The sequence below is a fragment of the Bradyrhizobium sp. ma5 genome (assembly GCF_042258955.1).
Classification (GTDB): domain Bacteria; phylum Pseudomonadota; class Alphaproteobacteria; order Rhizobiales; family Xanthobacteraceae; genus Bradyrhizobium.
Map to the genome: position 1 here is coordinate 6,533,880 of NZ_CP170156.1, position 26,269 is coordinate 6,560,148.

Below are 26,269 nucleotides of genomic sequence, written 5' to 3' on the forward strand. Positions count from 1 at the left end.
GATCAGCGGAACGTTCATGGCTTCGGTCGCCGCGTCCAGTGCTCGGCATTGACGGCGCCGACCGGGATCTCGCCGGCGATGATCTTCGCGACCTGGCGCACGGTCTCCGACGACTGATGCTCGATGGCTTGCGGCGTAAGACCGCCGATATGCGGCGTTGCAATGACATTGTGCAGCTTCGCGAGTTCCGGCGTCGGCATCTGGTCCGGCGCGCGGCCGACATCGATCGCCGCGCCCGCGATGCGGCCCTCACGCAACGCGGCCGCCAGCGCTACCTCATCGACGAGGTTGCCGCGCGACAGGTTGATGAAGAACGCGTGCGTCTGCATCCGCGCCAGCGCGGCCTGCCCGATCAGGTTCTCGGTCGCTGCATTGGCGATCGCAAGGCAGACGACGTAGTCGGCGCGCGCCAGGAGATCGTCGAGCGGGACATGCTCGATCGCCGCGTCATCCGGCATCACGAAGGGATCGGCGACCAGCACGTTCATGCCGAGCACCTTGGCGATTCCAGCCAGATAGCGCCCGATGCTGCCATAGCCGATGATGCCGATCGTGCTGCCCGCGAGCTGGCGGCCCATCACGACCTCGGGCGCCCTGCCCGCGCGATAGTCAGCGGTGGCGCGCGAGACGCCGCGCGACAGATCGACCATGAAGCCGAGCGCGAGCTCGGCGACCGACTGGACGAAGCCGGCGCTGGCCTGCGTCACCAGCACACCGGCGGTAGACGCTGCCGCGACGTCGATGTTGCGGATATCGACCGCACAGCGCACGAAGGCGCGCAGTTTTGGCAGCCTCGGAAATATTTCGCCGGGCCCCGGCGTCATGCGGTCGGCGACGATGATGTCGACATCGGCTGCGGCCGCGGCCAGGGCAGCCGCGTCGAGCGCCTCGTCACCCTCGTGCAACGAGACGTCGGCGACCGCGCGCAACCCGGTCAGGCTGCGCTCGCCATAATAGTCGCGGCGCATCTGCGGCGTATGGGCGAGCAGGACCTTCACGTTTCCATCCCCCTAGTAGCCGAGCGCATGCGGCAAGGCCGTGCTGATGGCGGGTACGAAGGCGATCACCAGCAGGCACAGCAACAGCAGGCCGAGATAGCCCGAGATCGGCTTGATGGTCTGCTCGATCGGCACATTGCCGATCAGGCAGGCGCCGTAGAGGCCAAGACCAAGCGGTGGCGCAAACAGCCCGAGCCCCATCGCGATCACAAGCACGACGCCGAAATGCAGGGGATCGATGCCGAGCTTGACAGCAACCGGCAGCAGCAACGGCCCGAAGATGATCAGCGCCGCAGCGCCCTCCAGCACCGAGCCCATCACCACCAGCACCAGGATCGACAGCAGCATGAACAGCCAGACGCCGTGGCTGCCCGAGATCGCCAACATGAGCTCGCCGACCGCGTGCGGCACCTGTTGCAGCGTCAGGATGAAGGCAAGCGATTGCGCCGCCGCAACGATGAACAGCACCAGTCCCGAGCGAACAGCCGATTGCACGAAGCAATGTGCGAGGCTCTTGGCGCCGAGTTCGCGGAACAAGAGGCTGCCGACGGCGATGGCGTAGACCGCAGCGAACGCGGAGATTTCGGTTGCGGTGGCAAAGCCGCTCTTGAAGCCGAAGAAGATCATGAAGATCAGCCCGAACGAGGCGATCGCGCCGGTCCAGAGGCCCGACACCGCGGCGCGCGGCTCGGCTTCCTCAGTCGCGGCGGGACGCTTGCCGAACACGATCGACACCGCGATCAGCGCCAGCGCCATCAGCGCGGCGGGCAGCATGCCGGCGACGAACAATCCGCCGATCGACAGATTGGCGACGAAGCCGAGGATGATCAGGTTGATGCAGGGCGGAATGGTCTCCGCCATCACGGCGGAGGCGGCGAGCAGCGCCACCGCGCCGCCCGGATTCTGCCGCGAGCGGCGCGCTGCCGGGATCAGCACCGAGCCGACGGCGGCGACGTCGGCCATCTTGGAGCCGGAGATGCCGGAGAACAGCACCATCGACATCACCATCACGACGTTGAGCCCGCCGCGCATCCGTCCGACCGCACGCTGCAACAGCTCGATCAGCCGGACCGACATGCCGTTGGCTTCCATCAGATAGCCGACCAGGATGAAGAACGGGATCGCCAGCAGCACGAAATTGTCGATGCCGCGCGCCATCTGCTGCGCGAAGATCACGCCGGGCAGCGTGCCCTCCACCCAGATGAAGATCAGCGCCGCCAGCGCCAGCGCAAAGCCGATCGGCAATCCGCCGAACAGCGTGAGGAAGAAGCCGATCAGCATCAACGCCTGCGACGACGGCACCGACGATGGCGCAAGCGCGTCCCATGCCAGATATAGGCCGGCGATGATGGCGGTCGCGACGATGCCGGCCACCATGTCGCGCAGCGGCCGGCCGCAGAACGTCTCGAACGCGAAGATCGTCATGAACGCCGCGCCGACGCCCATCGGATAGAACGTCCATTCCAGCGGCAGGCCGGAGCCGGAGGTCTGGCCGGTGGTCAGCCAGCCCATCTTGACGGCGTTGAACGCGACGGTGCCTGCGACGATGGTGACGAGCAGCGCCCCGACCGCGTCGACGACCCGCCGCACGCCAGGCGGCAGCATGTCGACGAAGAAGGCGACACCGAGATTCTCGCTGCGCGCCAGCGCGCTCGCCGCGCCGAAGAAGCTCGACCCGACCATCAGGCCGCGGGCGACGTCGTCGGACCACTCGACCGGCGCATTGAACAGGAAGCGGGCCAGCACCGAGACGCACACCACCACGAGATCGGCGGCGAGCAGGACCGCGGCGACCGTGTCACTGATGGCGAGCAGCGGCGCCATGATCCGATCGGCGCTGCTTCTCGTCGCGACTGCGGCGACTGACATGCGCCGACCTCAGGCCTGGGTGGCGCGGATCAGATCGACGACGGCCTTCGCCTCGGGCCGCGCCTTGATGAAATTGTCGGTCTGCGGCAGCACGCGCTTGCGGAACGCCTCCTTGTCGCACTCGACGACGGTGACGCCCTTCTCCACCAGGGTCGCCAGCGCCTCCTTCTCCACCGCAAGGCCGTGCGCGCGGGTGTCGGTTGCGGCCTGCTTCGCCGCGTCGAGAAAGCCTTCGCGCAGCTTGGGGGCCATGCGATTGAAGGTGGTGTCGCTGAAATAGACCGCGAGCGGCGAGAAGATGTGCTGGGTCAGCGCATAGTGCTTGGCCGTCTCGTAGAACTTGCTGGCCAGGATGGTCGGCGGATCGTGCTCGAGGCCGTCGAGCACGCCGGCTTGCAGCGCTGTGTAGATCTCGCCGAACGCCAGCGGTGTCGCGGCAGCCCCCATCAGGCGCAAGCATTCGGTGATGATCGGGTTCGGCAGTGTGCGGATCTTCAGGCCGGCGAGATCTTCCGGCGTCTTCACCGGCTTCTTCGCCAGCACGCTGCGTGCGCCGAAATTGTAGGCCCAGGCGACGATGTGGATGCTGCCGCCCTTGAGCAACGCATCCTCGATCGGCTTCGCCGCGCCGGCATCGAACGCCTTGGTCTGCTGCTGGTAGCTGGTGAAGAGGTAGCCGAGATCGAAAGTGCCGACCAGCGGCACGAGGTTCGCCGAGATCGACGAGCCCGAGACCATCAGGTCGATCACCCCGAGCTTCACCGAGTTGATGACGTCGATCTCCTGGCCGAGCTGGTTGTCGGGGAAGAAGGTGACCTCGATCTGCTCGCCGAGCCCGTTCGCCTTCAGGCTCTTGACCAGGTTGTCGTAGTAGACGCGCCCGTTGGCGTATTTGGGGTCGTTCGGAAGCGACGAGGAGCACCGCATCTTCATGGTCGCGGCCTGCGCGCGGCCGATGATGGCGGGCGCGGCGGCGAGCCACGCCGCAGCCGCGGCCGACGACCGCAGCACGATGCGGCGGTTCACATGCTTCGAGATCATGATGGTGCTCCTCCCCAGGAACGGATCTTGATGTCTCAGCTACCCGCCCTGTTGGCGCGAGCTTGGCAGCTCTTTTGTCATAATGTATGACAAAAGACATTCGGTTGTGCAAGAGTGCCGCGGCGGCGGCGCAGACAACCAACCGCAGCGAGGCTTCCGATGTTCCAGACCTCCAACGCGTTGCGCCGGAGCGTGCACAGCCAGGTCGCCGACCGGGTCGGCAGCAGCATCGTGCGCGGCGAGATCGGCGTCGGCGAGACGCTTCCGCCGGAAATGCAGATCTGCGCGATGATGGACGTCAGCCGCACCGTGGTGCGCGAGGCGATGCGGACGCTGACCGGCAAGGGGTTGATCGAGTCGCGCCCCAAAAGCGGCACGCGGGTGCGGCCACCCGAGCAGTGGAATCAGCTCGATCCCGACGTACTGCGCTGGCACCTCGAGACCACGGAGATCGATCGCTATCTCGCCAAGCTGTTCCAGCTGCGCTCCGCGGTCGAGCCCGCCGCCGCAGCGCTGGCGGCGAACCATGCCGAGGCTGACGACATCGCCCGCATCCGCGCCGGCTGCGACGGCATGGACGCGGCCAAGACCAACGACGACTTCGTCGCCGCCGACATCATGTTCCATCAGGCGATCTATTTCGCGACCCGCAACGAGTTCTTCTGGCCGATCGCGCAGATGTTCGAGATCACCCTGCGCCAGAGCTTTACGATCGCAGCGCCCGGCTCGCACCGGCCGCGCGCGCTGATCGAGCACCGCGCGGTGCTGGACGCGATCGTCGCGGGAGATGCCGAGGCTGCGCGCGAGGCCACGGTGGTGCTGCTGACGCATTCCGCCGACGATCTGGTGCGGATTCGGGGCCGGGAATTCGAGACCCCGGTTCGCCGATAGCAGCTCCCTGGCGTCAGGCGCTCGTCTCGGAAAACTTCCGGCCAATCAGCACGTGCGCGCCATCGGCCTCGATCCACTCGTCGTGCAATTCGCCCTCGGCAACCGAAAAGACCTGTCCTGAACGATAGGCGACGGGTTCGCCGGTTTGCTTGACAACAAACGTTCCGGAGATGACCAGGCCGCGGATCTCGAAATGATGCCGATGCCGTCCCTTGCCGGGGCGCGGATCAAGATTCTGGCGTTCGATTTCCTGGAAACCGTCGGCCTTCAGTTGCTGTTCGAACTCGTGGGCGTTCATGCCGCTCTCCCGTCCACCCCTGTGATCGGCAAACGATAACGCCATTTTGCGCGAACTGGCAAAAACCGGCAGCACTATTTGGAGCGCGCCACCGTGGTGCCGTCCCAATCCTCGTCGGTCGGATTGTCGAGCTGATGCCGGCATCGGGCGATCATCAGCGCAGACGCCGCATCCGTGCCGCGCAGTTGCCGTGCCGTCTCGAAGGCGACCGCCGCGACGGTGAAATCGCCGGCGCGCCAGGCCGCAAGCCCGGCCTCATAGGACGCGATCCAGTCGCGCGCAACGGCGCCCTCGTCGGCCATTGCGATCAACTCGTAGATCTCGAGCCCGCCGGCGCGGCCGTAGACGGCGAGCCGGTCGAGCTCGCGGACGACGATGCGGTCACCGGCCAGACGCCGCGTCTCCGGACCGATGATGATGGTCGATCCATAGACCTTGTTGGTGCCCTCGAGGCGGCTTGCGATGTTCACGGCGTCGCCGATCACGGTGTAGTTGAGCCGCACTTCCGAGCCGATATTGCCGACCAGCATGTCGCCAGAATTGATGCCGATGCGGATCCTGACCGCCTCTCCCTTGTCGTCGGCGAGGCCGGCCTGCGCGACCGCGCGCTGGCAGGCGAGCGCCGCCCGGCAGCAATCCGCGGCATGGTCCGGATTGGCAGTGGGCGCGCCCCAGAACGCCATCACGGCGTCGCCGATGAACTTGTCGATGGTGCCGCTCTCCTGCTGGATCGCCGCGGAGACGATGTCGAAATAGCGCGACAGCAAGGGGATGATGCGGTCGCCGAGCCGTTCCGACATGCCGGTGAAGCCGGCGAGGTCGACGAACATCACGCTCATCGGCCGCACCGCGCCGCCGAGCCGCGCGCCGTTGCCGTCGCTGACCAGCCGCCGCACCAGATCGGCGGGAATGTATTTGCGGAACGCGGCGAGCCCCTGCGCCATGTCGCCGATCGCACCCGACAGGTTCTCGATCTCGGCAAGGCGCGACGGATGCCGCTCGACCTTGTCGAGGTCGAAGCGCTCGATATGCCGGATCTCGCCGACCACCTTGATCAGGGGCGCCGCGATCAGGCGCTGCGCGAGCCAGGCCGACAACAGCCCGGCGGCCGCGATCAGCGCCGCGAGCCCGATCAGCAGGTTGCGGATCGTCATCCGCACCGGGCCGAGGAATTCGGATTCCGGCACCACCGTCACCAGCGACCAGCCCGGGAACGAGATCGGCGTCAGAACCGCTTGATAGGCCTGCCCGTCCCGCGTGACCTGGGAGCGGAACGCCTCGCCCTCGCCGGGATCGTAGGCCTTGCCGGCCTGCCTGATCGCGGCGACCGCAACCGGCAACAGCGGATGGTCGGTCTTCAGCGCATTCAGTTCGTCGGCGTCCTGATCCGGAGACGCGATCACGCCGCCGTCGCGATCGAGCAGGAAGGCGCCCGCCGACTTGCCGACCGTGAGTTGCGAGAGGAAGTTCGACACCCGGGTCAATTCGATGATGATGGCGAGCACGCCGGTGCGCTCGCCGTCGACATCGATCGGCACCGCCAGCATCGCGGCCAGCCGCTCGCCGCGGGGCAGCGTCGTCAGCGTCGACCATTGCTGGTCGCGGGCTGCGATCGCGTCGCGAAACCAGGGCTGCTCCGTGACCAGATATTTGCCGTCCTCGACGGTGCTGCCCTTCGGCTTGATGTCGATGCCGGCATAGTCGTATTGATCGGCCCGCAGCTTGCGGTCGGGCGAGATGGTCAGCATCTCGACGCCGGCGTCGCCGAGCTTGTGGGCGCCAAAAAACGAGCCGTCCGGCCAGCCGAACGCGACCCACGAGATGGTCGGTTGCGACTGCAACTGCGACAGGAACACGAACTGCCGCTTGCGCGCGTCGCGGGCGTCCAGCACCTTCTCGGTCAACAGCGTCCGCACCGCCGTCATCGACGAGCGCGCTTCGGTCGTGATCGACTGCAGCTCGTCGCCGACCGCGGACACGATCTGGTCGTTGATGGTGTCGGCCAGCGTCTGGCTCACCCGTTGTGCGGTGCGCCACCACAACAGATGCACGCCGACGGCGCTGACCACGATCGAGGTCAGGACGAGGGCGGAGATGGCGCTGCGGATGCCGATGCGCATCGATGAGGTCCGGATCAGCGGTTGCTTTACCGCATTACGCAACATATCCGCGATTGTTTCACCAGCGCCGGACGCAACGCAGCCCTCGGACACGGGCCTGTGACCATAGTTGAATGCATCTGCGACGAAACTTCTGGATTGTTGGGCCCGTACACGCCAAGACAAGCCAGCTATCTTCGAAGGTTCCTTGATGCACGACGTCACGATCCCGGCCGCCTTGATCGCCGGTCTAGTCAGTTTCCTGTCGCCCTGCGTGCTGCCGCTGGTGCCGCCTTATCTGATCTATCTGACCGGTGCGACCATCGAGCAGGTCAATCAGGACGGCGCCACCGCGGCCTCCAAGCGCGCCGTGATGACGGCGGCGGTGATGTTCGTGCTCGGCTTCTCAACCGTGTTCGTGGCGCTCGGCGCCAGCGCCTCGATCGTCGGCGGGCTGGTGCGCGCCTGGTCGGCCGAGCTCTCGATCCTGGCCGGCATCGTCATCATCATCATGGGCCTGCACTTCCTCGGCATCACCCGGATCGGCCTGTTGATGCGCGAGGGGCGGCTGACCGCGCCCAAGCCGGTCGGGCTGTGGGGCGCCTATGTGATGGGGCTTGCGTTCGCGTTCGGCTGGACGCCGTGCATCGGGCCGATCCTGGCCGCGATCCTCTCGATTGCGGCCGCGGAGGCCACGGTGACCAAGGGCGCCGGCCTGCTCGCGGTGTATTCCGCCGGGCTCGGCATCCCCTTCCTGCTCGCCGCCTTCATGGTCAAGCAGTTCTCCTCGGTGTTCGCGCGGATGAAGCGCCATCTCGACACCGTCGAGCGCGTGATGGGCGTGCTGATGGTGGTCACCGGCATCGGCTTCCTGACCGGCGCGGTGTCAGGTGTCAGCGTCTGGCTGCTGGAAACCTTCCCGGCGCTGCAAAATATCGGCTAGGGCCCGTAACAAGGCCGCCATCCCGGCGAAACTCCCACCATGACGCTGCCGTAGCTTTTGGCTCTTGCCGATTGACGTGCGTTCGCACTGAACGCCGGCGCCGGCTGCGTGGCGGAATATTGGGAGGGTTTCGCATGAACTCCATCGTCAACCTGCTGATTCTGCTGCCGGCGCGGATCGCCGCGCATTTTGCCTGGGCCGGGCCGCTGATCATGCGGATCATCGTCGGCTACACCTTCATGCTGGCCGGCTGGGGCAAGCTCACCAACCTCGCCCAGGTCACCGAGAACTTCGTCGGCTGGGGCATTCCATTCCCGACCATCCTCACCCCCTTCGTGTCCGGCGTCGAATGCTTCGGCGGCGCGATGCTGATCCTCGGCCTGTTCACCCGCATCCCGGCCGCGATGCTCGCGGTGGTGATGATCGTCGCGATCAAGTCGGCGAAATGGGGCGACGTCGACTCGCTGGAGACCTTGCTCGGGTTCGAGGAAGCGACCTACTTCGCCGCCTTCATGTGGCTTGCGATCGCAGGTCCCGGCGCCGCCTCGCTCGACCGCCTGCTGGTCAACGCGGTCGAGGGCCGGAAGGCGTCGACCTGAGATTAGCCCGGAAGGCCGGCTCACAATGCCGTGACATCGCGAGCCCCGATGCTGGCGGCCCCGTAGCTCAGACGACCCTCGCCTTCGGGAGCGCGCCATGAGACTTGTCCGCAGCATCGCAATTCTCATGGCGTTGAGCGCGTCGCCCTCACTTGCGGCGGACGCCCCGGCATGGAGCGGCTGGAGCCACGATCTGTTCGCGCGCGCCACGACCGAGCAGCGCTTCGTCATCCTCGATCTCGAAGCGGTGTGGTGCCATTGGTGCCACGTGATGGAGAAGACCACCTACGCCGACCCCAAGGTGCAGGAGCTGCTTGCAGCGAAATATCTCCCGGTCCGCGTCGACCAGGACGCCAATCCGGATCTGTCGAGCCGCTACGGCGATTGGGGCTGGCCCGCGACCATCGTGTTCGCGCCCGACGGCAGCGAGATCGCCAAGATCAGGGGCTATATCGAGCCCGCGCGGATGCAGGCGCTGCTCAAGGCCATTATCGACGATCCCTCGCCCGGCCCGTCGGTCGGCGAGGCGTTCGAGATCAAGCCCGCCACCTCGGCCTTTCTCGGCAAGGCGCAACGCGCTGAGCTGACCAGGACGTTCGACGAATCCTACGACGACAAGCTCGGCGGCTGGGGCGAGAACCAGAAATATATCGACGCCGACAGCCTCGACCTTGCGGTCAGCCGGGCCGAAGCCGGTGACACGACGGCAACAAAGCGCGCAAGGCAGACGCTCGATGCCGCGGCCGCGCTGATCGATCCGGTGTGGGGCGGCGTGTTCCAGTATTCCGAAGCCGGCTCCTGGAGCCATCCGCATTTCGAGAAGATCATCTCGTTCCAGTCGCAATATCTGCGGCAGTACAGCCAGGCCTATGCGCAGTGGAAGGATCAGAAATATCTCGCGGCCGCGCGCAACGTCGAGCGTTACCTGACGGATGTCCTGCTGAGCCCCGACGGCGCCTTCTATGTCAGCCAGGACGCCGATCTCAATCACGACGTCGACGGCCACGCCTATTATGCGCTTGATGATGCCGCGCGCCGCAAGCTCGGCCTGCCGCGCATCGACAAGAACCTCTATGCGCGAGAGAACGGCTGGGCGATCTCGGGCCTCGTCGCCTATTACGACGCGAGCGCCGATCCCAAGGCGCTCGCAATCGCCGAGCGCGCTGCCAAATGGGTGCTCGCCAATCGCGCGCTGCCGGACGGCGGTTTCCGCCATGGCGATACGGATCGCGGTGGCCCTTTCCTCGGCGACACCGTCGCGATGGGTCAGGCCCTGCTCGATCTCTACGCCGCGACCGGCAATCGCGACTGGCTGACGTCGGCGGCGAAAGCCGGCGACTTCGCCGCGACATTCCGCGACGACGCCGGCGGCTTCCTCACGTCGAAAACGTCGGAAGGCCAAGCCGGCGTGTTCGCCAAGCCCGCGAAGCTGATCGACGACCAGATCCAGGTCGCACGCTTCATGAACATGCTCAATCGCTATGTCGGCAGCGACGGCACCCGCGAACTGGCCGCGCATGCGATGCGCTATCTCGGCGCGGCTTCGGCCGAGATGCCGCGGCCGATGCCCGGCGTGCTGCTCGCCGATGAGGAGCTGGCGACGGAGCCAACGCATGTCACCATCGTCGGACACAAGGACGACGGCCGCGCGCAAGGCCTGCATGCGATCGCCCGCGCCCTGCCAGCCCGCTACAAGCGGCTCGAATGGCTCGACCCGCGCGAGGGCAAGCTGCCCAACCCGGACGTCGACTATCCGGACCTCGGCGAGCCCGCGGCCTTTGCATGCAGCAACCGCATCTGCTCGTTCCCGGCGTTCAATGCCGAGGAATTGCAGGCGAACGTGGCGCAGATGGCGAAGCTGAAGCCGGCACGCGCCGCGCAAAACTGATTAAAATGCGCACAGTGCGATGCAGCAAACCGATCGGCCTCGCGCAATGAAATACTCTTTGGCCGACGGTGTTTGACATGGACCGGGCGTCAGTCCCGGACCAAACAAAATTTTCTTTTGAAACGCTGTAACCAAATCGCCTGATACCCCGTAGCTGATCTTGGACGAGCACTCAAATCGCGGGAAGCACCGCGCCGCGGATGCCCCTGCGATCTGATTGCTCTCCGAATGTCCATCCGTTGTGCGGTCCGGGATCGAACGATCGAAGGATGCTCACGGCGCCATGTTTTTTGCTTTCAAACAATCACCGAGGAGATCGTCATGAAGTTGAGTTCGAAGTCCGGCGCAACGCTCGCCGTCGCTGCGGCTACCCTGTTCCTCGCCGGCTCCGTGGTTTCGACCACCTCGACGTCCGCGAATGCCGCCGCGGGCAAGTGCATGGCCGGCAATGCCTGCAAGGGCCAGAGCGCCTGCAAGGGCGGCGCCAATTCCTGCAAGGGCCTGAACGCCTGCAAGGGCACCGGCTTCTCGCTGAGCTCGGAAAAGCAGTGCAACGCGATGGGCGGCAAGTTCGTCAGGGGCTGATCGCATCGCCCCGGAAGGCCCGGCGACCGCGCCGGGCCTTCTCACGCCAAGGCGCGGATAAATGATCCCGGCATTGGTAACCAAAGCAGACCACATCCGTAGCTAACTTTGGGTGCAGCCTTCGGCCAACTCACACGGCTTGCGGGCGGCGCACCTTCAACCACTTGCACAAGGAGACGCCCATGAAGCTTACAACCAAGTCCGGTGCCACCCTCGCCGCCGCTGCAGCGACGCTTTTCCTGGCCGGAGCCGTGGTGTCGACGCAGTCCTACGCTGCGAGCGAAGGCAAATGCGTTGGCGCCAATGCCTGCAAGGGCCAGAGCGCCTGCAAAGGCGGCAACCACGCCTGCAAGGGTCAGAATGCCTGCAAGGGCCAGGGCTTTGCGGAGATGACGAAGGCCGACTGCACCGCGGCGAAGGGCAAGTTCAAGGCCGGGTGAACGGATCGGACCAAGCGGGGCCCGGTGTAGGCCGGGCCTCGTTTCCATGATAGTTTTTGAAGTTGGGCGCCGCGATCCTGGCGCCGGAAGCGCGGAGCCGCCATGAACGTTGCGAGCCGATCACCGGACAAGTCGGTGCTCGCAGAGCGCCCGCTGCAATCGGCCAAGCCGCCGTTCCTCGGCTTCGGCCTCGGCCTGCGTGCCCAGCACTACGACGAGATCCTGAACGGAAATCCGCCGATCGACTGGTTCGAGGTGATCAGCGAGAACTACATGCTGCCGGGCGGACAGCCGCTGCGCATCCTGGACCGGATCTGCGCGCGCTATCCCGTGGTGATGCACGGCGTCTCGCTGTCGATCGCCTCCACCGCGCCGCCGAACTTCGACTATCTGCAGGGCCTGAAGGACCTCGCACAACGCGTGCAGCCGAAATGGATGTCCGATCATCTGTGCTGGACCGGCGTGCACGGCAAGAACCTGCACGATCTGCTGCCGATCCCCTACACGCGGGAGGCGCTCGATCACGTCGTGAGCCGGGTGCAGCTGGTGCAGGATTTCCTCGGCCGCGCCATCGTGCTCGAGAACGTCTCGACCTATGTGCAATTCAACAATTCCGAGATGACGGAGTGGGAATTCCTCTCCGAACTGTCGCGCCGCTCCGGCTGCTGGCTGCTGTTCGACATCAACAATGTCTATGTCAGCGCCTTCAACCACGGCTACGATCCGATGGCCTTCCTCAACGGCATTCCACCGGATCGCGTGGTGCAATTCCACATGGCGGGCCACAGCCACATGGGCACCCACATCATCGACACCCACGACCATCCGGTGTGCGAGGACGTCTGGGACCTCTATGTCGCGGCGCTGAAGCGGTTCGGACGGGTCTCGACCATGATCGAGCGCGACGACAACATCCCGCCGCTCGACGAATTGCTGCACGAGGTCGAGCGCACCCGCGAGATCGCGGGGCAGGTGCTGCCCGTGGGCGCGCCGGCGGCATGACCGACTTCGCGCGCCAGCAGGGTGACTTCCAGCGCGCCATCCTCAGCGGCGACGACGGCATCCTGAGCGAAATCCTCGACAGCCCAAGGGAGACGCGCACGACGCTGTTCGGTGTCTACCGTTTTGCCTACGGCTCACGGCTGGTCGAGGCGATGCGTAACGACCACGAGCTGTTGCATCGCTATCTCGGCGACGAGATGTTCGACGAGATGGGCCATGCCTACGTCAAGGCACGGCCGTCCGAGCACCCGAACCTGCGCTGGTTCTCACGGGGATTGCCGGATTTCCTGAGGGCCACCGCCCCCTACAGCAACCATCCCGTGCTTGGCGACCTCGCCGCGCTGGAGAAGGCGTTGAACGACGCCTTCGACGCCGGTGAAGGCGCAGTGCTCGCGCTGGAGGCGATGGCCGGTTTCGCGCCCGAGGTCTGGAACGACCTCGTATTCCAGCCGCATCCCAGCGCTGCGAGGATCGACCTATCGACCAATGCGGCTGCGATCTGGATGACCCTGAAGAACGACGAGACGCCGCCCGAGGCGGAGACGCTCGCCGAACCTGCGCGCCTCCTGATCTGGCGCCAGGACACCACGCCGATGTTCCGCGAGCTGTCGACGGAGGAAGCGATGATGTGGGACGAAGCCTCCGATGGTGTTCCGTTCGGCGTGCTCTGTGAGATGCTCGCGACCTATGACGATCCCGACAATGCCGCAGCGCGCGGCGCCGGCTATCTGCATGGCTGGATCACGGCGGGGCTTCTGACAGCGGCTTCCATCGGCACATAGAGGGCCCGCGGCATGGGCGCCGACATCGTCAGCCATTGCATCGAACGCCTCACCTGGGACGAGGTCGCGCGGCGCGTTGCGGCCAAGCGACCGGCGATCCTGCCGATCGGTGCCGCCGCCAAGCAGCACGGTTTCCATTTGCCACTGAACACCGACCGCCTGCAGGCCGAGTGGTTTGCGACGCATCTCGCCGAACGCTTCGACGCGCTGGTCTGGCCGACCATCACCTACGGTCACTACCCCGCTTTCGTCGAATATGCCGGCAGCGCCAGCCTGTCGGCGGCAACGTTCGAAGCCATGGTGCATGAGATCGCCGCCGGCATCCTCGACAGCGGCATCGGCACCTTGTTCGTGCTCAACACGGGGATCAGCACGCTCGCTCCGGTCGAACGCGCGCTGGCGCCCTTCGAGCCGGCCCGCGTGAGACATCTGCGGCTCTACCAGGGCCCGCGCTTCCGCCGCACCGCCGAGCAGATCTCCGAGCAACGCCATGGCAGCCATGCCGACGAGTTGGAGACATCCCTGATGCTGGCGCTGGCACCGGACGTGGTCGATCGGGGCAGCGCCGAGGCGAGCCCCGCCCTGCAGCACGAGGCGCCCGGCCGCCTGACGCCGTCGGACAGCACTTCGCCGAACTACAGCCGCTCCGGCAGTTACGGCGATCCGACGCTGGCGACGCCAGCCAAGGGCGAGGCGCTGCTCGCGGCGATTCTCGATGATCTCAGCGAACAAGTGACCGCGGCGCTTGGCGAGAACGCCATGCCACAGCGGCGCGGCACACCGCGATGAAGAGCATCCCGACATATCGCGTGATCGCCGCCGCGATGCTGATCGCTGCGATCCTGATCGGCATCGCATCATGTCATGTCGATGCGCAGTCCGAGTTCATGCGCGGCGAAGGCATGCCCTACGACGCCTTCGACCGGCTGCCGAAGACCGATCTCGAGGTCGCCGGCGCCACCATCCATGTCGGGTTCGCACCCGGCGAGATGGCGCTGCCGAAGGACCGGATATTCGACTGGATCAAGGCGTCGGCCCGCGCGGTCTCGATCTATTACGGCCGGTTTCCCGTCAGCTCGTTGCGGCTCTTGATCGTGCCGGTCGACGGTTCGCGGGTTCGCGGCGGCACCACATGGGGCTATCGCGGCGCCGCGATCCGGCTGCCGATCGGCCGCGACGCCGGCGTCGACGATCTCAAGCGCGACTGGGTGATCGTGCACGAGATGGTGCACACCGCCCTGCCCGATCTCGACGACCGCTATGCCTGGCTGTCGGAGGGGCTCGCGGTCTATGTCGAGCCGGTCGCGCGCGTGCAGGCCGGCGATCTCACGGCGCGCGAGATCTGGCTGGCGATGCTGCGCGACATGCCCAAGGGCCTGCCGCAGGCCGGCGACGAGGGCCTCGACCATACCGACACCTGGGGCCGAAAATACTGGGGCGGCGCGATGTTCTGCCTGTTCGCCGACGTCGAAATCCGCAAGCGCACCGGCAACAAGTTCGGCTTGCAGGATGCCATGCGCGGCGTGCTCGCGGCCGGCGGCAATCACGAGAAGGACTGGCCGATCGCGCGCGTGCTGTCGACCGCCGACAAGGCGGTCGGCGTCGACGTGCTGACGCGGCTGCACGGCGAATGGGGATCGAAACCCGTGACGCCCGATCTCGCCACGCTGTGGCGCGACCTCGGCGTCAAGCTCCAGGGCGACAGCGTCGAATTCGACGACCGCGCGCCGCTGGCCGATATCCGCAAGGCGATCACCGCAGCACGCGCGGGATAGCGACTTGCTTCGCGGCTGCACACGGCCCAACTGCGCTGGATTTTGCCGGCGCGATATCGGACTATCGGGGAATCGCCATAATCCTCACGGGAGACCGATGGCCGACGTTCATCAGACACGCGCCAACTGGCCGATCTTCCGTTCGCTGGCCAGCTTTCGGCCGGGCGACTTGCCGGGCGATTTGATCGCCGGGTTGACGCTCGCCGCGATCGCGATCCCGGAGCAGATGGCGACCGCCCGGCTCGGTGGCTTCTCGCCGCAGATCGGCTTCTTCGCCTTCATGGCCGGCTCGCTCGGCTTTGCGATGTTCGGCGCCAACCGCTTCCTGTCCTGCGGCGCCGATTCCACCATCACGCCGATCTTCGCGGCCGGCCTGGCGCTGATGGCGACCGCTGGCTCGCCCGACTATCAGTCGCTGGCGATGGCGCTGGCGCTGATGGTCGGTGCGATCATGATCGCGGGCGGCCTGTTCAAGCTCGGCTGGATCGCCAATCTGCTGTCGACGCCGGTGACCGTCGGCTTCCTCGCCGGCATTTCCGTCCACATCCTGGTTTCGCAATTGCCGGGCGTGCTCGGACTGACCACCCCGGACGGGCCGACGCTCTACAAGCTCGGGGTCCTCACTGAGAAGATCGGCCAGACCAATGCCTACACACTGGCGATCGGCCTCGGCGTGCTCGCGCTCGTTGCCGGATCGGAGAAGATCAGCGCGCGGATTCCGGGCGCACTGATCGGCCTTGTCGTGGCCACCATCGCCGTGATCGCCGGCCATCTCGAGAGCAAAGGCGTCAAGGTGGTCGGCACCGTGCCCGGGTCGCTGCCGACGCCATCGCTTCCGGACATCGCGCCGGAGCGGTGGATCAAATTGCTGTCGCTGGCGATCCTGATTGCCATCGTCGTCATGGTGCAGACCGCGGCGACGACGCGCTCGTTTCTATCCGATCCGGACAAGCCGGCCGACGTCGATCGCGACTTCCTCGGCGCCGGAGCCGGCAGCGTGCTCGCCGGCCTGTTCGGCGCCTTCCCCGTCAACGCCAGCCCGCCGCGCACCGGCATCGTGTCGGAGACCGGCGGGCGCACGCAGGTCTCGGGGCTGTTTGCCGCGGCCATCGTGCTCGCGCTGCTGGCGTTCGGTGCGACGCTGCTGCAGCACGTGCCCGATGCGGCGCTCGGCGGCGTCCTCTTGTTCGTGGCGCTGCGCATCATCCGCGTGAAGCAGATCGTCGCGATCTTCCGCCAGTCGTTCTACGAATTCCTGCTGGTGGTGGCGACGGCCGCCGCGATCATCGTGCTGCCGATCGAGCAAGGCGTCGCCGTTGGCATCGCGCTGTCGCTGCTGCACGGCATCTGGACCACGACGCGCGGCCAGCTGGTGGAATTCGTCCACGTGCCCGGCACCACGATCTGGTGGCCGACCGGCCCGCATGTCACCGGCGAGCGCAAGCCCGGCATTGCCGTGGTCGGCCTACAGGCCCCGTTGTCGTTCCTCAACGCGGAAGGTTTTCACGGCGGCGTGCTCAAGACCATCGGCCACGCGACACCCAAGCCGAAACTGCTGGTGATCGAGGCCAGCGGCATGATCGAGATCGATTTCACGGCGGCGCAGGCGCTGCGCGACCTGTTTCGCGAGTGCCGCGATGACGGTGTGACATTGGCGGTGGCGCGGCTCGAATCCTCCCGCGCCCAGGAGGCGTTCGAGCGCTTCGATCTCTACGCCGTGCTGCCGAGGGACCACGTCTTCCACAGCGTCGATGAAGCGGTCCGCACGCTCGGCGGGCAGACGTAGCCAGGGTGAGCGCAGCGATACCCGGGAAAACCGTTCCCGCATATCGCTTCGCTCATGCGGGCTACTGGCTCTCCACTCAGCCGGAACAACTCAAGCCTGCTCGCCCTCGAGCGTCGGATGCTCCTTCAGCACCTCGGCCTTGATCGAGTTTGCGTGGATGGCGCGGAACAGCGCCCGCCCGGTCTTGACGTTGTTAGCCTTCATGCAGAGGCAGACGATCTCGCGCACCGCGGAATCCCGCACCAGCTCGTCGGATATCCTCATCGCGGTCTTCATCGCGACCTTGGCGGCACGCTCGTAGCGATCGCGCTCGATCTGCTGCTTCTCCTGCGAGCGTATGTCGGGCGAAGAGATCGCCTCGGCACAACCGGCCGCGTCGCGGCAGATCGCACGGATTCTCTGCGCAGCCTCGATGTCGCCGAGCGGCTGCGTGACGGGGTCGTCCCAAATATCCTTGCGCTTGGCCTTGCTGAACCACGACATCGCAACGTCCTGTGGCCCCGGAATATCCGATTCGTCAGGCCACAGGAACGATCTTGCCGGGATTGAAAATGTTCTGCGGATCGAGCGCGTGCTTCAGCGCCCGCATCGCGTCGAGCGCCTCAGGGCCGAGCTCGGCCTTCAGGTATTTCTGCTTGCCCTGGCCGATGCCGTGCTCGCCGGTGCAGGTTCCGCCCATCGCCTGCGCCCGTTCGACCAGCCGATGCATGAACTCCTCGCCGCGCGCCATCTCGTCGCTGTTGTTGACGTCGCAGACCAGCGAGCAGTGGAAATTGCCGTCGCCGACATGGCCGACGATCGGCGACAGCAAATTGAGCCGCTTCAGATCGTCCTCGGTCTCGGTGACGCAGTCGGCAAGCCGCGAGATCGGCACGCAGACGTCGGTTGCGACCACGCCGATGCTGTCGCCGGGACGAATCGCCTTGACCGACCAATAGGCATCGTGCCGGGCCTGCCACAGCTTGGTGCGGTCCTCCGGCTTGGTGGTCCAGGTGAACTCGCCGCCGCCGCACTCGGCGGCGATGTCGCGGAAATTCTTCGACTGCTCGGCGACCTCGACCTCGCTGCCGTGGAATTCCAAGAGCAGCAGCGGCGTCTCCGGCAGCGACAGCTTCGAATAATTGTTGCAGGCCTTCACCTGCGCGGCATTGAGCAGCTCGATCCGAGCGACCGGAATGCCGGTCTGGATCGCGAGGATGGTGGCCTGGCAGGCGCCCCGCACGGTCTCGAACGAACAGGCGGCGGCCGCGATGGTGTCGGGAATGCCGCGCAGGCGGATGGTCAGCTCGGAGATGATGCCGAGCGTGCCTTCGGCGCCTATGAACAGATGCGTCAGGTCGTAACCGGCCGACGACTTCTTGGCGCGGGTGCCTGTCGTGATGATCTCGCCGTCGCCGCGCACCACCTTCAGCGCCAGCACGTTCTCGCGCATGGTGCCGTAGCGCACCGCGTTGGTGCCGGAGGCGCGGGTCGAGGTCATGCCGCCGAGCGAGGCATCGGCGCCGGGATCGATCGGGAAGAACAGGCCCTGGTCGCGCAGATGCTCGTTCAGTGCCTTGCGGGTCACACCGGGCTGGATCACACAGTCGAGGTCCTCGGCGTGCACCTCGAGCACGTTGTTCATGTCGCGCAGGTCGATGCAGACGCCGCCAGCGGGCGCGTTGACCTGGCCTTCCAGCGAAGTTCCGGTGCCGAAGGCGATGACGGGTACGCGATTGGCGGCGCAGATCCGCACCACGTCCTGGATGTCGGCCGTTTCCTGCGCCATCACCACTGCGTCGGGCGGCTGGGTCGGCAGCCAGGTGGTGGTATGGGCGTGCTGTTCGCGCACAGCTAAAGACGTCACGAGCCGGTTGCCGAACCGCGCCGCCAGCGCGTCGATCGCGCGCTTCAGGGCCTCCGGCTCAGGTCGCGTCAGATTGCTCGAAATCGTTGTCGCCACGTCGAATTTCCTCCCGGCTTTAGCCGACCGTGGCAAAGCTTGTATAAGGGGTCAAGAGAGCCTGACTTGAAAAAGTGGACGCCGGAGTCACAGAAAAGTTCATGCTCGCACGCCAACGAACCGGGGACGGATGATGACTTCAGCGACTGCCACGAGCGAGATGCCACTACCGGCCGCCCCGTTCAAATCTTCCGTGATGCAGATCGATCCACAATGGATCGACTATAACGGCCATCTCAACATGGCCTATTACAATGTGATGTTCGACCGCGCCATCGACGAGATGTGGCTGCAGCTCGGCATCGGGCCAGCCTACATGAAGGAGCGGCACTGCTCGACCTTCACTGCCGAGTGCCACGTCCGCTATCTGAGAGAGATTCATCTCGGCGATCCCGTACAGGTCTCGGTCTTCCTGCTCGGCGCCGACGAGAAGCGGCTGCACACGTTCGAGGAGCTGCGCCACGCCACCGAGGGCTGGCTCTCCGCGACTTCGGAAAACCTCACGCTGCACATCGACATGGAGGCGCGCAAGGTGGCGCCGTTTCCGCCTGATATTCGCGCCCGCACTCAGAAGATCGTGGATAGCTATGCGGGCGTGCCGCGACCCGAGGGCATCGGCCGCAACGTGGCGATGCCCTCGAAGTAGATCAGCGCTGCGCCAAAGTGTGATGGCGTTAGAGATTCAGCAGTCGGTCCGGCCGCAGGCTCGCTGCACCTCTCCCGCTTGCGGGGGAGGTCGGATCGCATCGTTAGATGCGATCCGGGTGGGGGCTCTCTCCGCGAAGCGACTCGTGGAGAGAGCCCCCACCCTAGCCCTCCCCCGCAAGCGGGAGAGGGAATGCAGTTCCGATGCCGCCACGCGACTAGACGCGACGTCATCGCGCTAGACCCGCGTCCTACCGCGCGCCAATCCGACCACCGCCGACACCAGGAACAGGATGATGGCGATGAAGAAGATCGCCTTGGCGATTTCGATCGAGGCGCCGGCGATGCCGCCGAAGCCCAAAATGCCCGCGATCAGGGCGACGACCAGGAATGTGACGACCCAGCTCAACATGATCAAACCTCTCGCTTCGTTTCCTTGTTCGATTTCCTGACGCGGGCGATTAGCCGGCGCCGCATCTGTTGAAACAATCCTGCGGGGAAACGCTGGTTCCTGAGCGCGAAACCGCGAAATTTTCGCCGATTTCAGGAACCGGGCCGGTTGTGCACTGCTGCCAAAACCGTTCCTGTCGGCGACGATAAAACCTGTCAAAACGGCCGATCAGGCCCTATATGGCCTTCAATCCCTGTTAAGAAGGCTCCCCTTCACCGTCCCACGGTGCCATCGTGGGGCCGAGACGATTCGCCAATGACCGAGCCGAGCAAACTGCCCCATCACGGCGTTCCCGAGCACCAGCCGGTGGCTGGGGGCATCGCCGCGCGTGCACGGGCTGCGGCGGGCGCTCCGCAATATCTCAACGGCCTCAATCCGGAGCAGCGCGAGGCGGTCGAGACGCTCGACGGCCCCGTGCTGGTGCTCGCCGGCGCCGGCACCGGCAAGACGCGCGTGCTGACCACGCGCATCGCGCATATCCTGAGCCAGGGCCGCGCACGGCCGCAGGAAATCCTGTCGGTGACCTTCACCAACAAGGCGGCGCGCGAGATGAAGCTGCGGCTCGGCCAGATGCTGGGCCAGGCCGTCGAGGGCATGCCGTGGCTCGGCACCTTCCACTCGATCGGCGGCCGCATCCTGCGCATCCATGCCGAGCTGGTGCAGCTCAAATCCAACTTCACGGTGCTCGACGTCGACGACCAGGTGCGGCTGTTGAAGCAGTTGCTGCAGGCCGAGAACATCGACGACAAGCGCTGGCCGGCGCGGATGCTCGCCGGCCTGATCGACAGCTGGAAGAACCGCGGGCTGTCGCCGTCACAGGTGCCGGCGGGCGAAGCCGCCTCGTTCGGCAACGGCAAGGGCGGCAAGATCTACGCGACCTACCAGGAGCGGCTGAAGATCCTCAACGCGGCCGATTTCGGCGATCTCCTGCTCGAGAACATCAGGCTGTTCCGCGAAAATCCTGACGTGCTCCGGCAGTACCAGAACCGCTTCAAGTTCATCCTGGTCGACGAATATCAGGACACCAACGTCGCGCAGTATCTGTGGCTGCGGCTGCTGTCACAGGCGCCGTCGCGGCCGGGGCGATCACTCGCTGATGTCATTCCGGGCGACATCACCTCTCCCGTCATTCCGGGGCATGCCGAAGGCATGAACCCGGAATCCAGAGGTCATGAGGACTCATCTCGAGATTCCGGGTCTGCGCCTGCAGCGCATCCCGGAATGACCGAGAATGCGGCGCCACTGAAAAACATCTGCTGCGTCGGCGACGACGACCAGTCGATCTATGGCTGGCGCGGCGCCGAGGTCGACAACATCCTGCGCTTCGACCACGATTTCCCCGGCGCCAAGGTGATCCGCCTCGAGCGCAATTACCGCTCCACAGGCCACATCCTGGCCGCGGCCTCGCATCTGATCGCGCACAATGAGGGCCGGCTCGGCAAGACGCTGCGCACCGAGGATGTCGACGGCGAGAAGGTCACCGTCACCGGCTCCTGGGATTCGGAAGAGGAGGCGCGCGCGATCGGCGAGGAGCTCGAGGAGCTGCAGCGCGCGGGCGAAAACCTCAACAATGTCGCGATCCTGGTCCGTGCCTCGTTCCAGATGCGCGAGTTCGAAGACCGCTTCGTCACGCTCGGCCTGCCCTATCGCGTGATCGGCGGCCCCAGATTCTATGAGCGCGCGGAAATCCGCGACGCGCTGGCATACTTGCGCACCATCAACTCGCCGGCCGACGATCTCGCCTTCGAGCGCATCGTCAACGTGCCGAAACGGGGGCTCGGCGATGCCACCGTGCAGCTGCTGCACGACCACGCCCGCAAGCGCCGCATTCCGCTGTTCGAGGCGGCACGCGCCGTGGTCGAGACCGACGAGCTGAAGCCGAAGGCGCGCGGGTCGTTGCGCGATCTCGTCATGCAGTTCGACCGCTGGCGCGCCCAGCGCGAGGTCACCTCGCATACCGAGCTCGCCGAGATCGTGCTCGACGAGAGCGGCTATACCGAGATGTGGCAGAAGGACCGCTCGGCCGACGCCGCAGGCAGGCTCGATAACCTCAAGGAGCTGGTGCGATCGATGGAGGAATTCGAGAACCTGCAAGGATTTCTCGAACATATCTCGCTGGTGATGGACCGCGACGGCGAGGCCGGCGACGAAGCCGTGTCGCTGATGACGCTGCATTCGGCCAAGGGCCTCGAATTCGACAACGTGTTCCTGCCGGGCTGGGAGGAAGGCCTGTTCCCCAGCCAGCGCACGCTCGACGAACAGGGCCGCGCCGGGCTCGAGGAGGAGCGCCGCCTCGCCCATGTCGGGCTGACCCGCGCCCGCCGCCGCGCCAAAATCTATTTCGCGACCAACCGCCGCATCCATGGCACCTGGTCGACCACGATCCCTTCGCGCTTCCTCGACGAGCTGCCGGCGCACAATGTCGAGATCACCGAATCCAAGGGCGGCTCGGGCTGGGGCGGCAGCGGCGGCTATGGCGCCTCGCGCTTCGACAACCTCGAATCATTCGGCTCGAGCTATTCGACCCCGGGCTGGCAGCGCGCCCAGGCCAACCGCAATCGCGGCGGCGGGGGACGCAGCGGCGGCTTCGAGGAGCGGCAATCGTCCTTTTCCTCCGAAAGCTTCAATCGCACCAAGCGCGGTCCCATGGTGATCGAGGGCGAGCTGGTGGCGAAGTCCACGGGCACGACGTCGGAATTTTCGCTGGACGACCGGGTGTTTCACCAGAAATTCGGCTACGGCCATGTCGTGAAAGTCGACGGCAACAAGCTGACCATCGCCTTCGAAAAGGCCGGCGAGAAGAAGGTGGTCGACAGTTTTGTAGAACGGGCGTGACACAGCGGCTTTCCTTGCCGGCCTTCCTGGATGACCTTCTCTGTTCGTAGCTCTTGACCATCGCTGATTTCACGGGTTGAGATGGCCCCATGGTCCGGGGTGGGTTTTTCCTTTTTGTCATCGCGCTCACTGCGCCGTCGCTGGCGGTCGCGGAGACGATCAGCTTTGGCGATTCCGCCGCGCAGCTCGCCAAGGCCTGCGGCGCCGACATCACCGCCAATTGCCGCGGCGTCAATCTCGACTCCAACCGCCTCAAGGAGTGCCTGTCGCGCAACCGCGACGTGATCTCGCCGCAGTGCAAGGAGAGCTACTTCTCCACCCTCGATGCGATCCAGAAGCGGATCGCGGCGCGCGTGACGGTTGCCAACGTATGCACCCGCGAGATCGTCAAGGTCTGCGGCGGCTCGACCAAGGAGACCAGCAAATCGGTGCCCTGCCTCGTCACCGCCAAGGGCCTCAGCCGCAATTGCGCCCAGGCGATCAATGACGCGGGGTATCAATGATTCGCCTGAAGACGCGAGGCTTGCGCGATCCTGGCCTTTTGGGCGTGCTTGGCACGCTGGTCTTGCTGGCGATGCCGCTTGCGCCAGCTCAGGCGCAAACCGCCGTCACGCGCGATGACGTCATCGCCAAGCTGAATCACTATGAGACTGACGCCACGATCGATGTCCCGGCATTGCGCCAGCAGGTGCTGGAACGATCGCGGTCGCGATCGAAGAACGAGCCACCGCCGCAAAAGCGGCCGCCGATCGCCCCCGACCTGACCAACCTGCCGACATTCAATGCCGACATCCAGTTTGATGTCGACACGCCGATCGTGCTGCCCGACTCCTACCAATCCGTCGGGCGCATTGCCGATGCGCTGACGCACTCTTCGCTGTTGCCCTACACCTTCCTGATCGTCGGTCACATCGAATCGACCGGACGGCGCGAGAACAATGTGCTGCTGAGCCAGCGGCGCGCCGACGCGATCCGCGACATCCTGGTCAACACCTTCAAGATCACGGCGAAGCGCCTGCAGTCGGTCGGGCTCGGCGAAGAGCAATTGCTCGACCCCGCCCGCCCCAACGCGCCGGTCAACAACCAGGTGCAGATCATGCTGGTCGGCAAGGTCGCCGATACCGCGCCGCCCGTGCACGCCGCCCCGGCGGCCGCCGCCAAAAAGCCGGCGAAACCGGCAAAGCGGCACTGATTGGATCGAATCGCGGGGGCGTCGGAACTGCGTCCCCTCTCCTGCCCGCGGGCAGGGTTATCGCACACGGCACTGGCGAGCTTTCCGACGTAGCCGGATGCGATAGTCTGCCGTCGCGGGAGCGCCCGGCCAAAATATCGAAAACAACCCCATGCAAAGTAGCCGGCGGCTGCCGGCTGCCACGGCAAACTTGACTCGTCGGGCAACTCACCGGCATTCTTCCATTATCCAGAAATCGTGCAGACGCCTCAGCGAGGATGGACAGGCATTGTCCTGTCCCAGGACACTGACCGAACTGAAGGCCGTCCCCGACGTTGCCGGCGACTTGAGGACCTTCACATGGTTGCATTGGTCGAACTGCCCGTCAGGGCACACGCTGCGGAATAAATTTCTGCTCCCGCGGGTGATTGCAGAACGGAATATGCGTTCATATCTGGGCTGAACCCGCATCACGCCCCCGCGCGCCCGGGCTTCAATCCGCGCGCCCCTTCCCTCACGCTTCCGATCCTCCATGTCGCCGATCATTTCCGTATCCAATCTGTCAAAGACCTATGGCTCCGGCTTCAAGGCGCTGAAGGGCATCAATCTCGATATCGTCAAAGGCGAGATCTTCGCGCTGCTCGGGCCGAACGGCGCCGGCAAGACCACGCTGATCAGCATCATCTGCGGCATCGCCAATCCGAGCGAGGGCCGCATTTCGATCGGCGGACACGACATCATCGCCGATTATCGCGCGGCGCGGTCGATGATCGGGCTGGTTCCGCAGGAACTGCACACCGATGCCTTCGAGACGGTCTGGGCAACCGTCAGCTTCAGCCGCGGCCTGTTCGGCAAGCCGAAGAACCCCGACCATATCGAAAAGGTGCTCAAGGACCTGTCGCTGTGGGACAAGAAGGACAGCAAGATCATCACGCTGTCCGGCGGCATGAAGCGCCGTGTGATGATCGCCAAGGCGCTGTCGCACGAGCCGCAGATCCTGTTCCTCGACGAACCCACCGCCGGTGTCGACGTCGAATTGCGCAAGGGGATGTGGGAAGTGGTCCGCACGCTGCAGGCGGCCGGCGTCACCATCATCCTGACCACGCATTACATCGAAGAAGCCGAGGAGATGGCCGACCGCATCGGCGTCATCAACAAGGGCGAGATCGTCCTGATCGAGGACAAGGCGACCTTGATGCAGAAACTTGGCAAGAAGGAGCTGACGCTGCAATTGCAGAACAAGCTCGACGCCATTCCGGCTGCGCTCGCCGCCTACAATCTCGAATTGTCCGACGACGGGCACGCGGTGACCTACGACTACGACACCAAGGGCGATCGCACCGGCATCACCAGCCTGCTCAACGATCTGCGCAATGCCGGCGTCCGGATCTCCGATCTCGATACCAGGCAGAGCTCCCTCGAAGACATCTTCGTCAGCCTCGTGAGGGCGCCATGAACTACCGCGCAATCCAGGCGATCTATCTGTTCGAAATGGCGCGCACCTGGCGCACGCTGCTGCAGAGCATCGTCTCGCCTGTGGTTTCGACCTCGCTGTATTTCGTGGTGTTCGGCGCCGCGATCGGTTCGCGCATCACCGAGGTCGAGGGCGTCAGCTACGGCACCTTCATCGTGCCGGGGCTCGTGATGCTGTCGGTGCTGACCCAGAGCATCTCGAACGCCTCATTCGGCATCTACTTCCCGAAATTCGCCGGCACGATCTACGAGATCCTGTCGGCGCCGATCTCCTATTTCGAGATCGTCATCGGCTATGTCGGCGCGGCCGCCACCAAGTCGATCATCCTCGGCCTGATCATCCTCGCCACCGCCGGACTTTTCGTACCTCTGCATATCCAGCATCCGGTGTGGATGCTGACCTTCCTGGTGCTGACGGCCGTCACCTTCAGCCTGTTCGGCTTCATCATAGGCATCTGGGCCGACGGCTTCGAGAAGCTGCAGATGATCCCGATGCTGGTGGTGACGCCGCTGACCTTCCTCGGCGGCAGCTTCTACTCGGTAAACATGCTGCCGTCGGGCTGGCGCACGCTCACGCTGTTCAATCCAGTGGTCTATCTGATCTCCGGCTTCCGCTGGAGCTTCTACGAGATCGCCGATGTCAGCGTCGGGCTCAGCCTCGGCATGACCGCGGGCTTCCTGATCGCCTGCATGGTGATCGTGGCCTGGATCTTCAGGACCGGCTACCGGCTGAAGAACTGACTTGCGAAGCAAGTC

25 protein-coding genes are annotated in these 26,269 nt (G+C 65.3%); 17 read left to right on the forward strand and 8 right to left on the reverse strand.

Features of this window, described 5'->3' with window-relative positions; genetic code table 11:
* Positions 1-14: 14 nt before the first annotated feature.
* The 3 genes from ACE103_RS30825 to ACE103_RS30835 are packed head-to-tail and all read right to left on the reverse strand — an operon-like array spanning position 15 to position 3,908.
* Positions 15-998, reverse strand: a complete 984-nt coding sequence (locus ACE103_RS30825; RefSeq protein ID WP_375776115.1) for an NAD(P)-dependent oxidoreductase — start codon at positions 996-998, stop codon at positions 15-17.
* A gap of 12 nt (positions 999-1,010) precedes the next feature.
* On the reverse strand, positions 1,011-2,867 hold the full coding sequence (locus ACE103_RS30830) for a TRAP transporter large permease subunit (protein ID WP_375776116.1): 1,857 nt from the start codon (positions 2,865-2,867) through the stop codon (positions 1,011-1,013).
* A 9-nt stretch (positions 2,868-2,876) separates the two neighbouring features.
* Positions 2,877-3,908 (reverse strand): TRAP transporter substrate-binding protein, encoded by a 1,032-nt coding sequence (locus ACE103_RS30835; RefSeq protein ID WP_375776117.1) that lies wholly within the window; start codon positions 3,906-3,908, stop codon positions 2,877-2,879.
* Between the two features lie 159 nt (positions 3,909-4,067).
* On the opposite strand from ACE103_RS30835, the gene ACE103_RS30840 reads away from it, so the two are divergent.
* Positions 4,068-4,799, forward strand: coding sequence for a FadR/GntR family transcriptional regulator (locus ACE103_RS30840; protein WP_375776118.1), 732 nt, complete (start codon positions 4,068-4,070; stop codon positions 4,797-4,799).
* 13 nt (positions 4,800-4,812) lie between these two features.
* On the opposite strand, the gene ACE103_RS30845 is transcribed toward ACE103_RS30840, so the two are convergent.
* Positions 4,813-5,097: a hypothetical protein gene (locus ACE103_RS30845; RefSeq protein ID WP_375776119.1), complete on the reverse strand. Its 285-nt coding sequence runs from the start codon at positions 5,095-5,097 to the stop codon at positions 4,813-4,815.
* 74 nt (positions 5,098-5,171) lie between these two features.
* Positions 5,172-7,217, reverse strand: a complete 2,046-nt coding sequence (locus ACE103_RS30850) for an adenylate/guanylate cyclase domain-containing protein (protein WP_375776120.1) — start codon at positions 7,215-7,217, stop codon at positions 5,172-5,174.
* A gap of 190 nt (positions 7,218-7,407) precedes the next feature.
* Between ACE103_RS30850 and ACE103_RS30855 the strand changes: the two genes are divergently transcribed.
* The 10 genes from ACE103_RS30855 to ACE103_RS30900 all read left to right on the forward strand — a co-directional run bounded on the left by ACE103_RS30855 (position 7,408) and on the right by ACE103_RS30900 (position 16,996).
* Positions 7,408-8,139, forward strand: a complete 732-nt coding sequence (locus ACE103_RS30855; RefSeq protein ID WP_092115881.1) for a cytochrome c biogenesis CcdA family protein — start codon at positions 7,408-7,410, stop codon at positions 8,137-8,139.
* Between the two features lie 134 nt (positions 8,140-8,273).
* A complete protein-coding gene (locus ACE103_RS30860; protein WP_223975491.1) occupies positions 8,274-8,738 on the forward strand; it encodes a DoxX family protein in 465 nt (154 codons plus the stop codon).
* Between the two features lie 97 nt (positions 8,739-8,835).
* The gene (locus tag ACE103_RS30865; protein WP_375776121.1) at positions 8,836-10,626 is read left to right on the forward strand and encodes a thioredoxin domain-containing protein; all 1,791 of its coding nucleotides are present in this window, start codon (positions 8,836-8,838) and stop codon (positions 10,624-10,626) included.
* A gap of 321 nt (positions 10,627-10,947) precedes the next feature.
* Positions 10,948-11,211 (forward strand): hypothetical protein, encoded by a 264-nt coding sequence (locus tag ACE103_RS30870; RefSeq protein ID WP_375776122.1) that lies wholly within the window; start codon positions 10,948-10,950, stop codon positions 11,209-11,211.
* Between the two features lie 182 nt (positions 11,212-11,393).
* On the forward strand, positions 11,394-11,651 hold the full coding sequence (locus ACE103_RS30875; protein ID WP_021077200.1) for a hypothetical protein: 258 nt from the start codon (positions 11,394-11,396) through the stop codon (positions 11,649-11,651).
* 102 nt (positions 11,652-11,753) lie between these two features.
* Positions 11,754-12,653, forward strand: coding sequence for a DUF692 domain-containing protein (locus tag ACE103_RS30880; RefSeq protein WP_375776123.1), 900 nt, complete (start codon positions 11,754-11,756; stop codon positions 12,651-12,653).
* Positions 12,650-13,435, forward strand: coding sequence for a putative DNA-binding domain-containing protein (locus ACE103_RS30885; RefSeq protein WP_375776124.1), 786 nt, complete (start codon positions 12,650-12,652; stop codon positions 13,433-13,435). Before ACE103_RS30880 ends, ACE103_RS30885 begins: the two co-directional genes overlap by 4 nt.
* A 12-nt stretch (positions 13,436-13,447) precedes the next feature.
* The gene (locus ACE103_RS30890) at positions 13,448-14,224 is read left to right on the forward strand and encodes a creatininase family protein (protein WP_375776125.1); all 777 of its coding nucleotides are present in this window, start codon (positions 13,448-13,450) and stop codon (positions 14,222-14,224) included.
* Positions 14,221-15,210, forward strand: a complete 990-nt coding sequence (locus ACE103_RS30895) for a hypothetical protein (RefSeq protein ID WP_375776126.1) — start codon at positions 14,221-14,223, stop codon at positions 15,208-15,210. Before ACE103_RS30890 ends, ACE103_RS30895 begins: the two co-directional genes overlap by 4 nt.
* A gap of 97 nt (positions 15,211-15,307) precedes the next feature.
* The gene (locus tag ACE103_RS30900) at positions 15,308-16,996 is read left to right on the forward strand and encodes a SulP family inorganic anion transporter (RefSeq protein WP_375776127.1); all 1,689 of its coding nucleotides are present in this window, start codon (positions 15,308-15,310) and stop codon (positions 16,994-16,996) included.
* Between the two features lie 90 nt (positions 16,997-17,086).
* On the opposite strand, the gene ACE103_RS30905 is transcribed toward ACE103_RS30900, so the two are convergent.
* Positions 17,087-17,479: a hypothetical protein gene (locus ACE103_RS30905; RefSeq protein WP_375776128.1), complete on the reverse strand. Its 393-nt coding sequence runs from the start codon at positions 17,477-17,479 to the stop codon at positions 17,087-17,089.
* 34 nt (positions 17,480-17,513) lie between these two features.
* The gene (locus ACE103_RS30910) at positions 17,514-18,938 is read right to left on the reverse strand and encodes an FAD-binding oxidoreductase (RefSeq protein ID WP_375776129.1); all 1,425 of its coding nucleotides are present in this window, start codon (positions 18,936-18,938) and stop codon (positions 17,514-17,516) included.
* A gap of 130 nt (positions 18,939-19,068) precedes the next feature.
* Between ACE103_RS30910 and ACE103_RS30915 the strand changes: the two genes are divergently transcribed.
* Positions 19,069-19,584, forward strand: coding sequence for a thioesterase family protein (locus ACE103_RS30915; RefSeq protein ID WP_375776130.1), 516 nt, complete (start codon positions 19,069-19,071; stop codon positions 19,582-19,584).
* A gap of 237 nt (positions 19,585-19,821) precedes the next feature.
* Here ACE103_RS30915 and ACE103_RS30920 read toward each other — a convergent pair whose 3' ends face one another.
* Positions 19,822-19,995: a DUF1328 domain-containing protein gene (locus ACE103_RS30920; protein WP_212310518.1), complete on the reverse strand. Its 174-nt coding sequence runs from the start codon at positions 19,993-19,995 to the stop codon at positions 19,822-19,824.
* Positions 19,996-20,289: 294 nt separating this feature from the next.
* Between ACE103_RS30920 and ACE103_RS30925 the strand changes: the two genes are divergently transcribed.
* The 5 genes from ACE103_RS30925 (at position 20,290) to ACE103_RS30945 (ending at position 26,254) form a co-directional block, all read left to right on the forward strand.
* Positions 20,290-22,869 (forward strand): ATP-dependent helicase, encoded by a 2,580-nt coding sequence (locus ACE103_RS30925; RefSeq protein ID WP_375776131.1) that lies wholly within the window; start codon positions 20,290-20,292, stop codon positions 22,867-22,869.
* 89 nt (positions 22,870-22,958) lie between these two features.
* Entirely contained in the window at positions 22,959-23,372 is a 414-nt protein-coding gene (locus ACE103_RS30930; protein WP_097674553.1) for a hypothetical protein, read from the forward strand.
* Complete coding sequence (locus tag ACE103_RS30935; RefSeq protein WP_375776132.1) at positions 23,369-24,061, forward strand: OmpA family protein; 693 nt, start codon at positions 23,369-23,371, stop codon at positions 24,059-24,061. The genes ACE103_RS30930 and ACE103_RS30935 overlap by 4 nt, the downstream gene beginning before the upstream one ends.
* 511 nt (positions 24,062-24,572) lie before the next feature.
* A complete protein-coding gene (locus ACE103_RS30940) occupies positions 24,573-25,496 on the forward strand; it encodes an ABC transporter ATP-binding protein (RefSeq protein ID WP_375776133.1) in 924 nt (307 codons plus the stop codon).
* A complete protein-coding gene (locus ACE103_RS30945) occupies positions 25,493-26,254 on the forward strand; it encodes an ABC transporter permease (protein WP_244069794.1) in 762 nt (253 codons plus the stop codon). The genes ACE103_RS30940 and ACE103_RS30945 overlap by 4 nt, the downstream gene beginning before the upstream one ends.
* Positions 26,255-26,269: the final 15 nt, after the last annotated feature.

Coding starts and splice junctions, on each gene's coding strand:
- ACE103_RS30830 (WP_375776116.1), bottom strand. CDS start 2,867: ATGTCAGTCGCCGCAGTCGCGACGAGAAGCAGCGCCGATCGGATCATG.
- ACE103_RS30905 (WP_375776128.1), bottom strand. CDS start 17,479: ATGTCGTGGTTCAGCAAGGCCAAGCGCAAGGATATTTGGGACGACCCC.
- ACE103_RS30845 (WP_375776119.1), bottom strand. CDS start 5,097: ATGAACGCCCACGAGTTCGAACAGCAACTGAAGGCCGACGGTTTCCAG.
- ACE103_RS30835 (WP_375776117.1), bottom strand. CDS start 3,908: ATGATCTCGAAGCATGTGAACCGCCGCATCGTGCTGCGGTCGTCGGCC.
- ACE103_RS30860 (WP_223975491.1), top strand. CDS start 8,274: ATGAACTCCATCGTCAACCTGCTGATTCTGCTGCCGGCGCGGATCGCC.
- ACE103_RS30925 (WP_375776131.1), top strand. CDS start 20,290: ATGACCGAGCCGAGCAAACTGCCCCATCACGGCGTTCCCGAGCACCAG.
- ACE103_RS30900 (WP_375776127.1), top strand. CDS start 15,308: ATGGCCGACGTTCATCAGACACGCGCCAACTGGCCGATCTTCCGTTCG.
- ACE103_RS30855 (WP_092115881.1), top strand. CDS start 7,408: ATGCACGACGTCACGATCCCGGCCGCCTTGATCGCCGGTCTAGTCAGT.
- ACE103_RS30915 (WP_375776130.1), top strand. CDS start 19,069: ATGATGACTTCAGCGACTGCCACGAGCGAGATGCCACTACCGGCCGCC.
- ACE103_RS30875 (WP_021077200.1), top strand. CDS start 11,394: ATGAAGCTTACAACCAAGTCCGGTGCCACCCTCGCCGCCGCTGCAGCG.
- ACE103_RS30895 (WP_375776126.1), top strand. CDS start 14,221: ATGAAGAGCATCCCGACATATCGCGTGATCGCCGCCGCGATGCTGATC.
- ACE103_RS30885 (WP_375776124.1), top strand. CDS start 12,650: ATGACCGACTTCGCGCGCCAGCAGGGTGACTTCCAGCGCGCCATCCTC.
- ACE103_RS30880 (WP_375776123.1), top strand. CDS start 11,754: ATGAACGTTGCGAGCCGATCACCGGACAAGTCGGTGCTCGCAGAGCGC.
- ACE103_RS30890 (WP_375776125.1), top strand. CDS start 13,448: ATGGGCGCCGACATCGTCAGCCATTGCATCGAACGCCTCACCTGGGAC.
- ACE103_RS30920 (WP_212310518.1), bottom strand. CDS start 19,995: ATGTTGAGCTGGGTCGTCACATTCCTGGTCGTCGCCCTGATCGCGGGC.
- ACE103_RS30945 (WP_244069794.1), top strand. CDS start 25,493: ATGAACTACCGCGCAATCCAGGCGATCTATCTGTTCGAAATGGCGCGC.
- ACE103_RS30850 (WP_375776120.1), bottom strand. CDS start 7,217: ATGCGCATCGGCATCCGCAGCGCCATCTCCGCCCTCGTCCTGACCTCG.
- ACE103_RS30870 (WP_375776122.1), top strand. CDS start 10,948: ATGAAGTTGAGTTCGAAGTCCGGCGCAACGCTCGCCGTCGCTGCGGCT.
- ACE103_RS30840 (WP_375776118.1), top strand. CDS start 4,068: ATGTTCCAGACCTCCAACGCGTTGCGCCGGAGCGTGCACAGCCAGGTC.
- ACE103_RS30940 (WP_375776133.1), top strand. CDS start 24,573: ATGTCGCCGATCATTTCCGTATCCAATCTGTCAAAGACCTATGGCTCC.
- ACE103_RS30930 (WP_097674553.1), top strand. CDS start 22,959: ATGGTCCGGGGTGGGTTTTTCCTTTTTGTCATCGCGCTCACTGCGCCG.
- ACE103_RS30935 (WP_375776132.1), top strand. CDS start 23,369: ATGATTCGCCTGAAGACGCGAGGCTTGCGCGATCCTGGCCTTTTGGGC.
- ACE103_RS30865 (WP_375776121.1), top strand. CDS start 8,836: ATGAGACTTGTCCGCAGCATCGCAATTCTCATGGCGTTGAGCGCGTCG.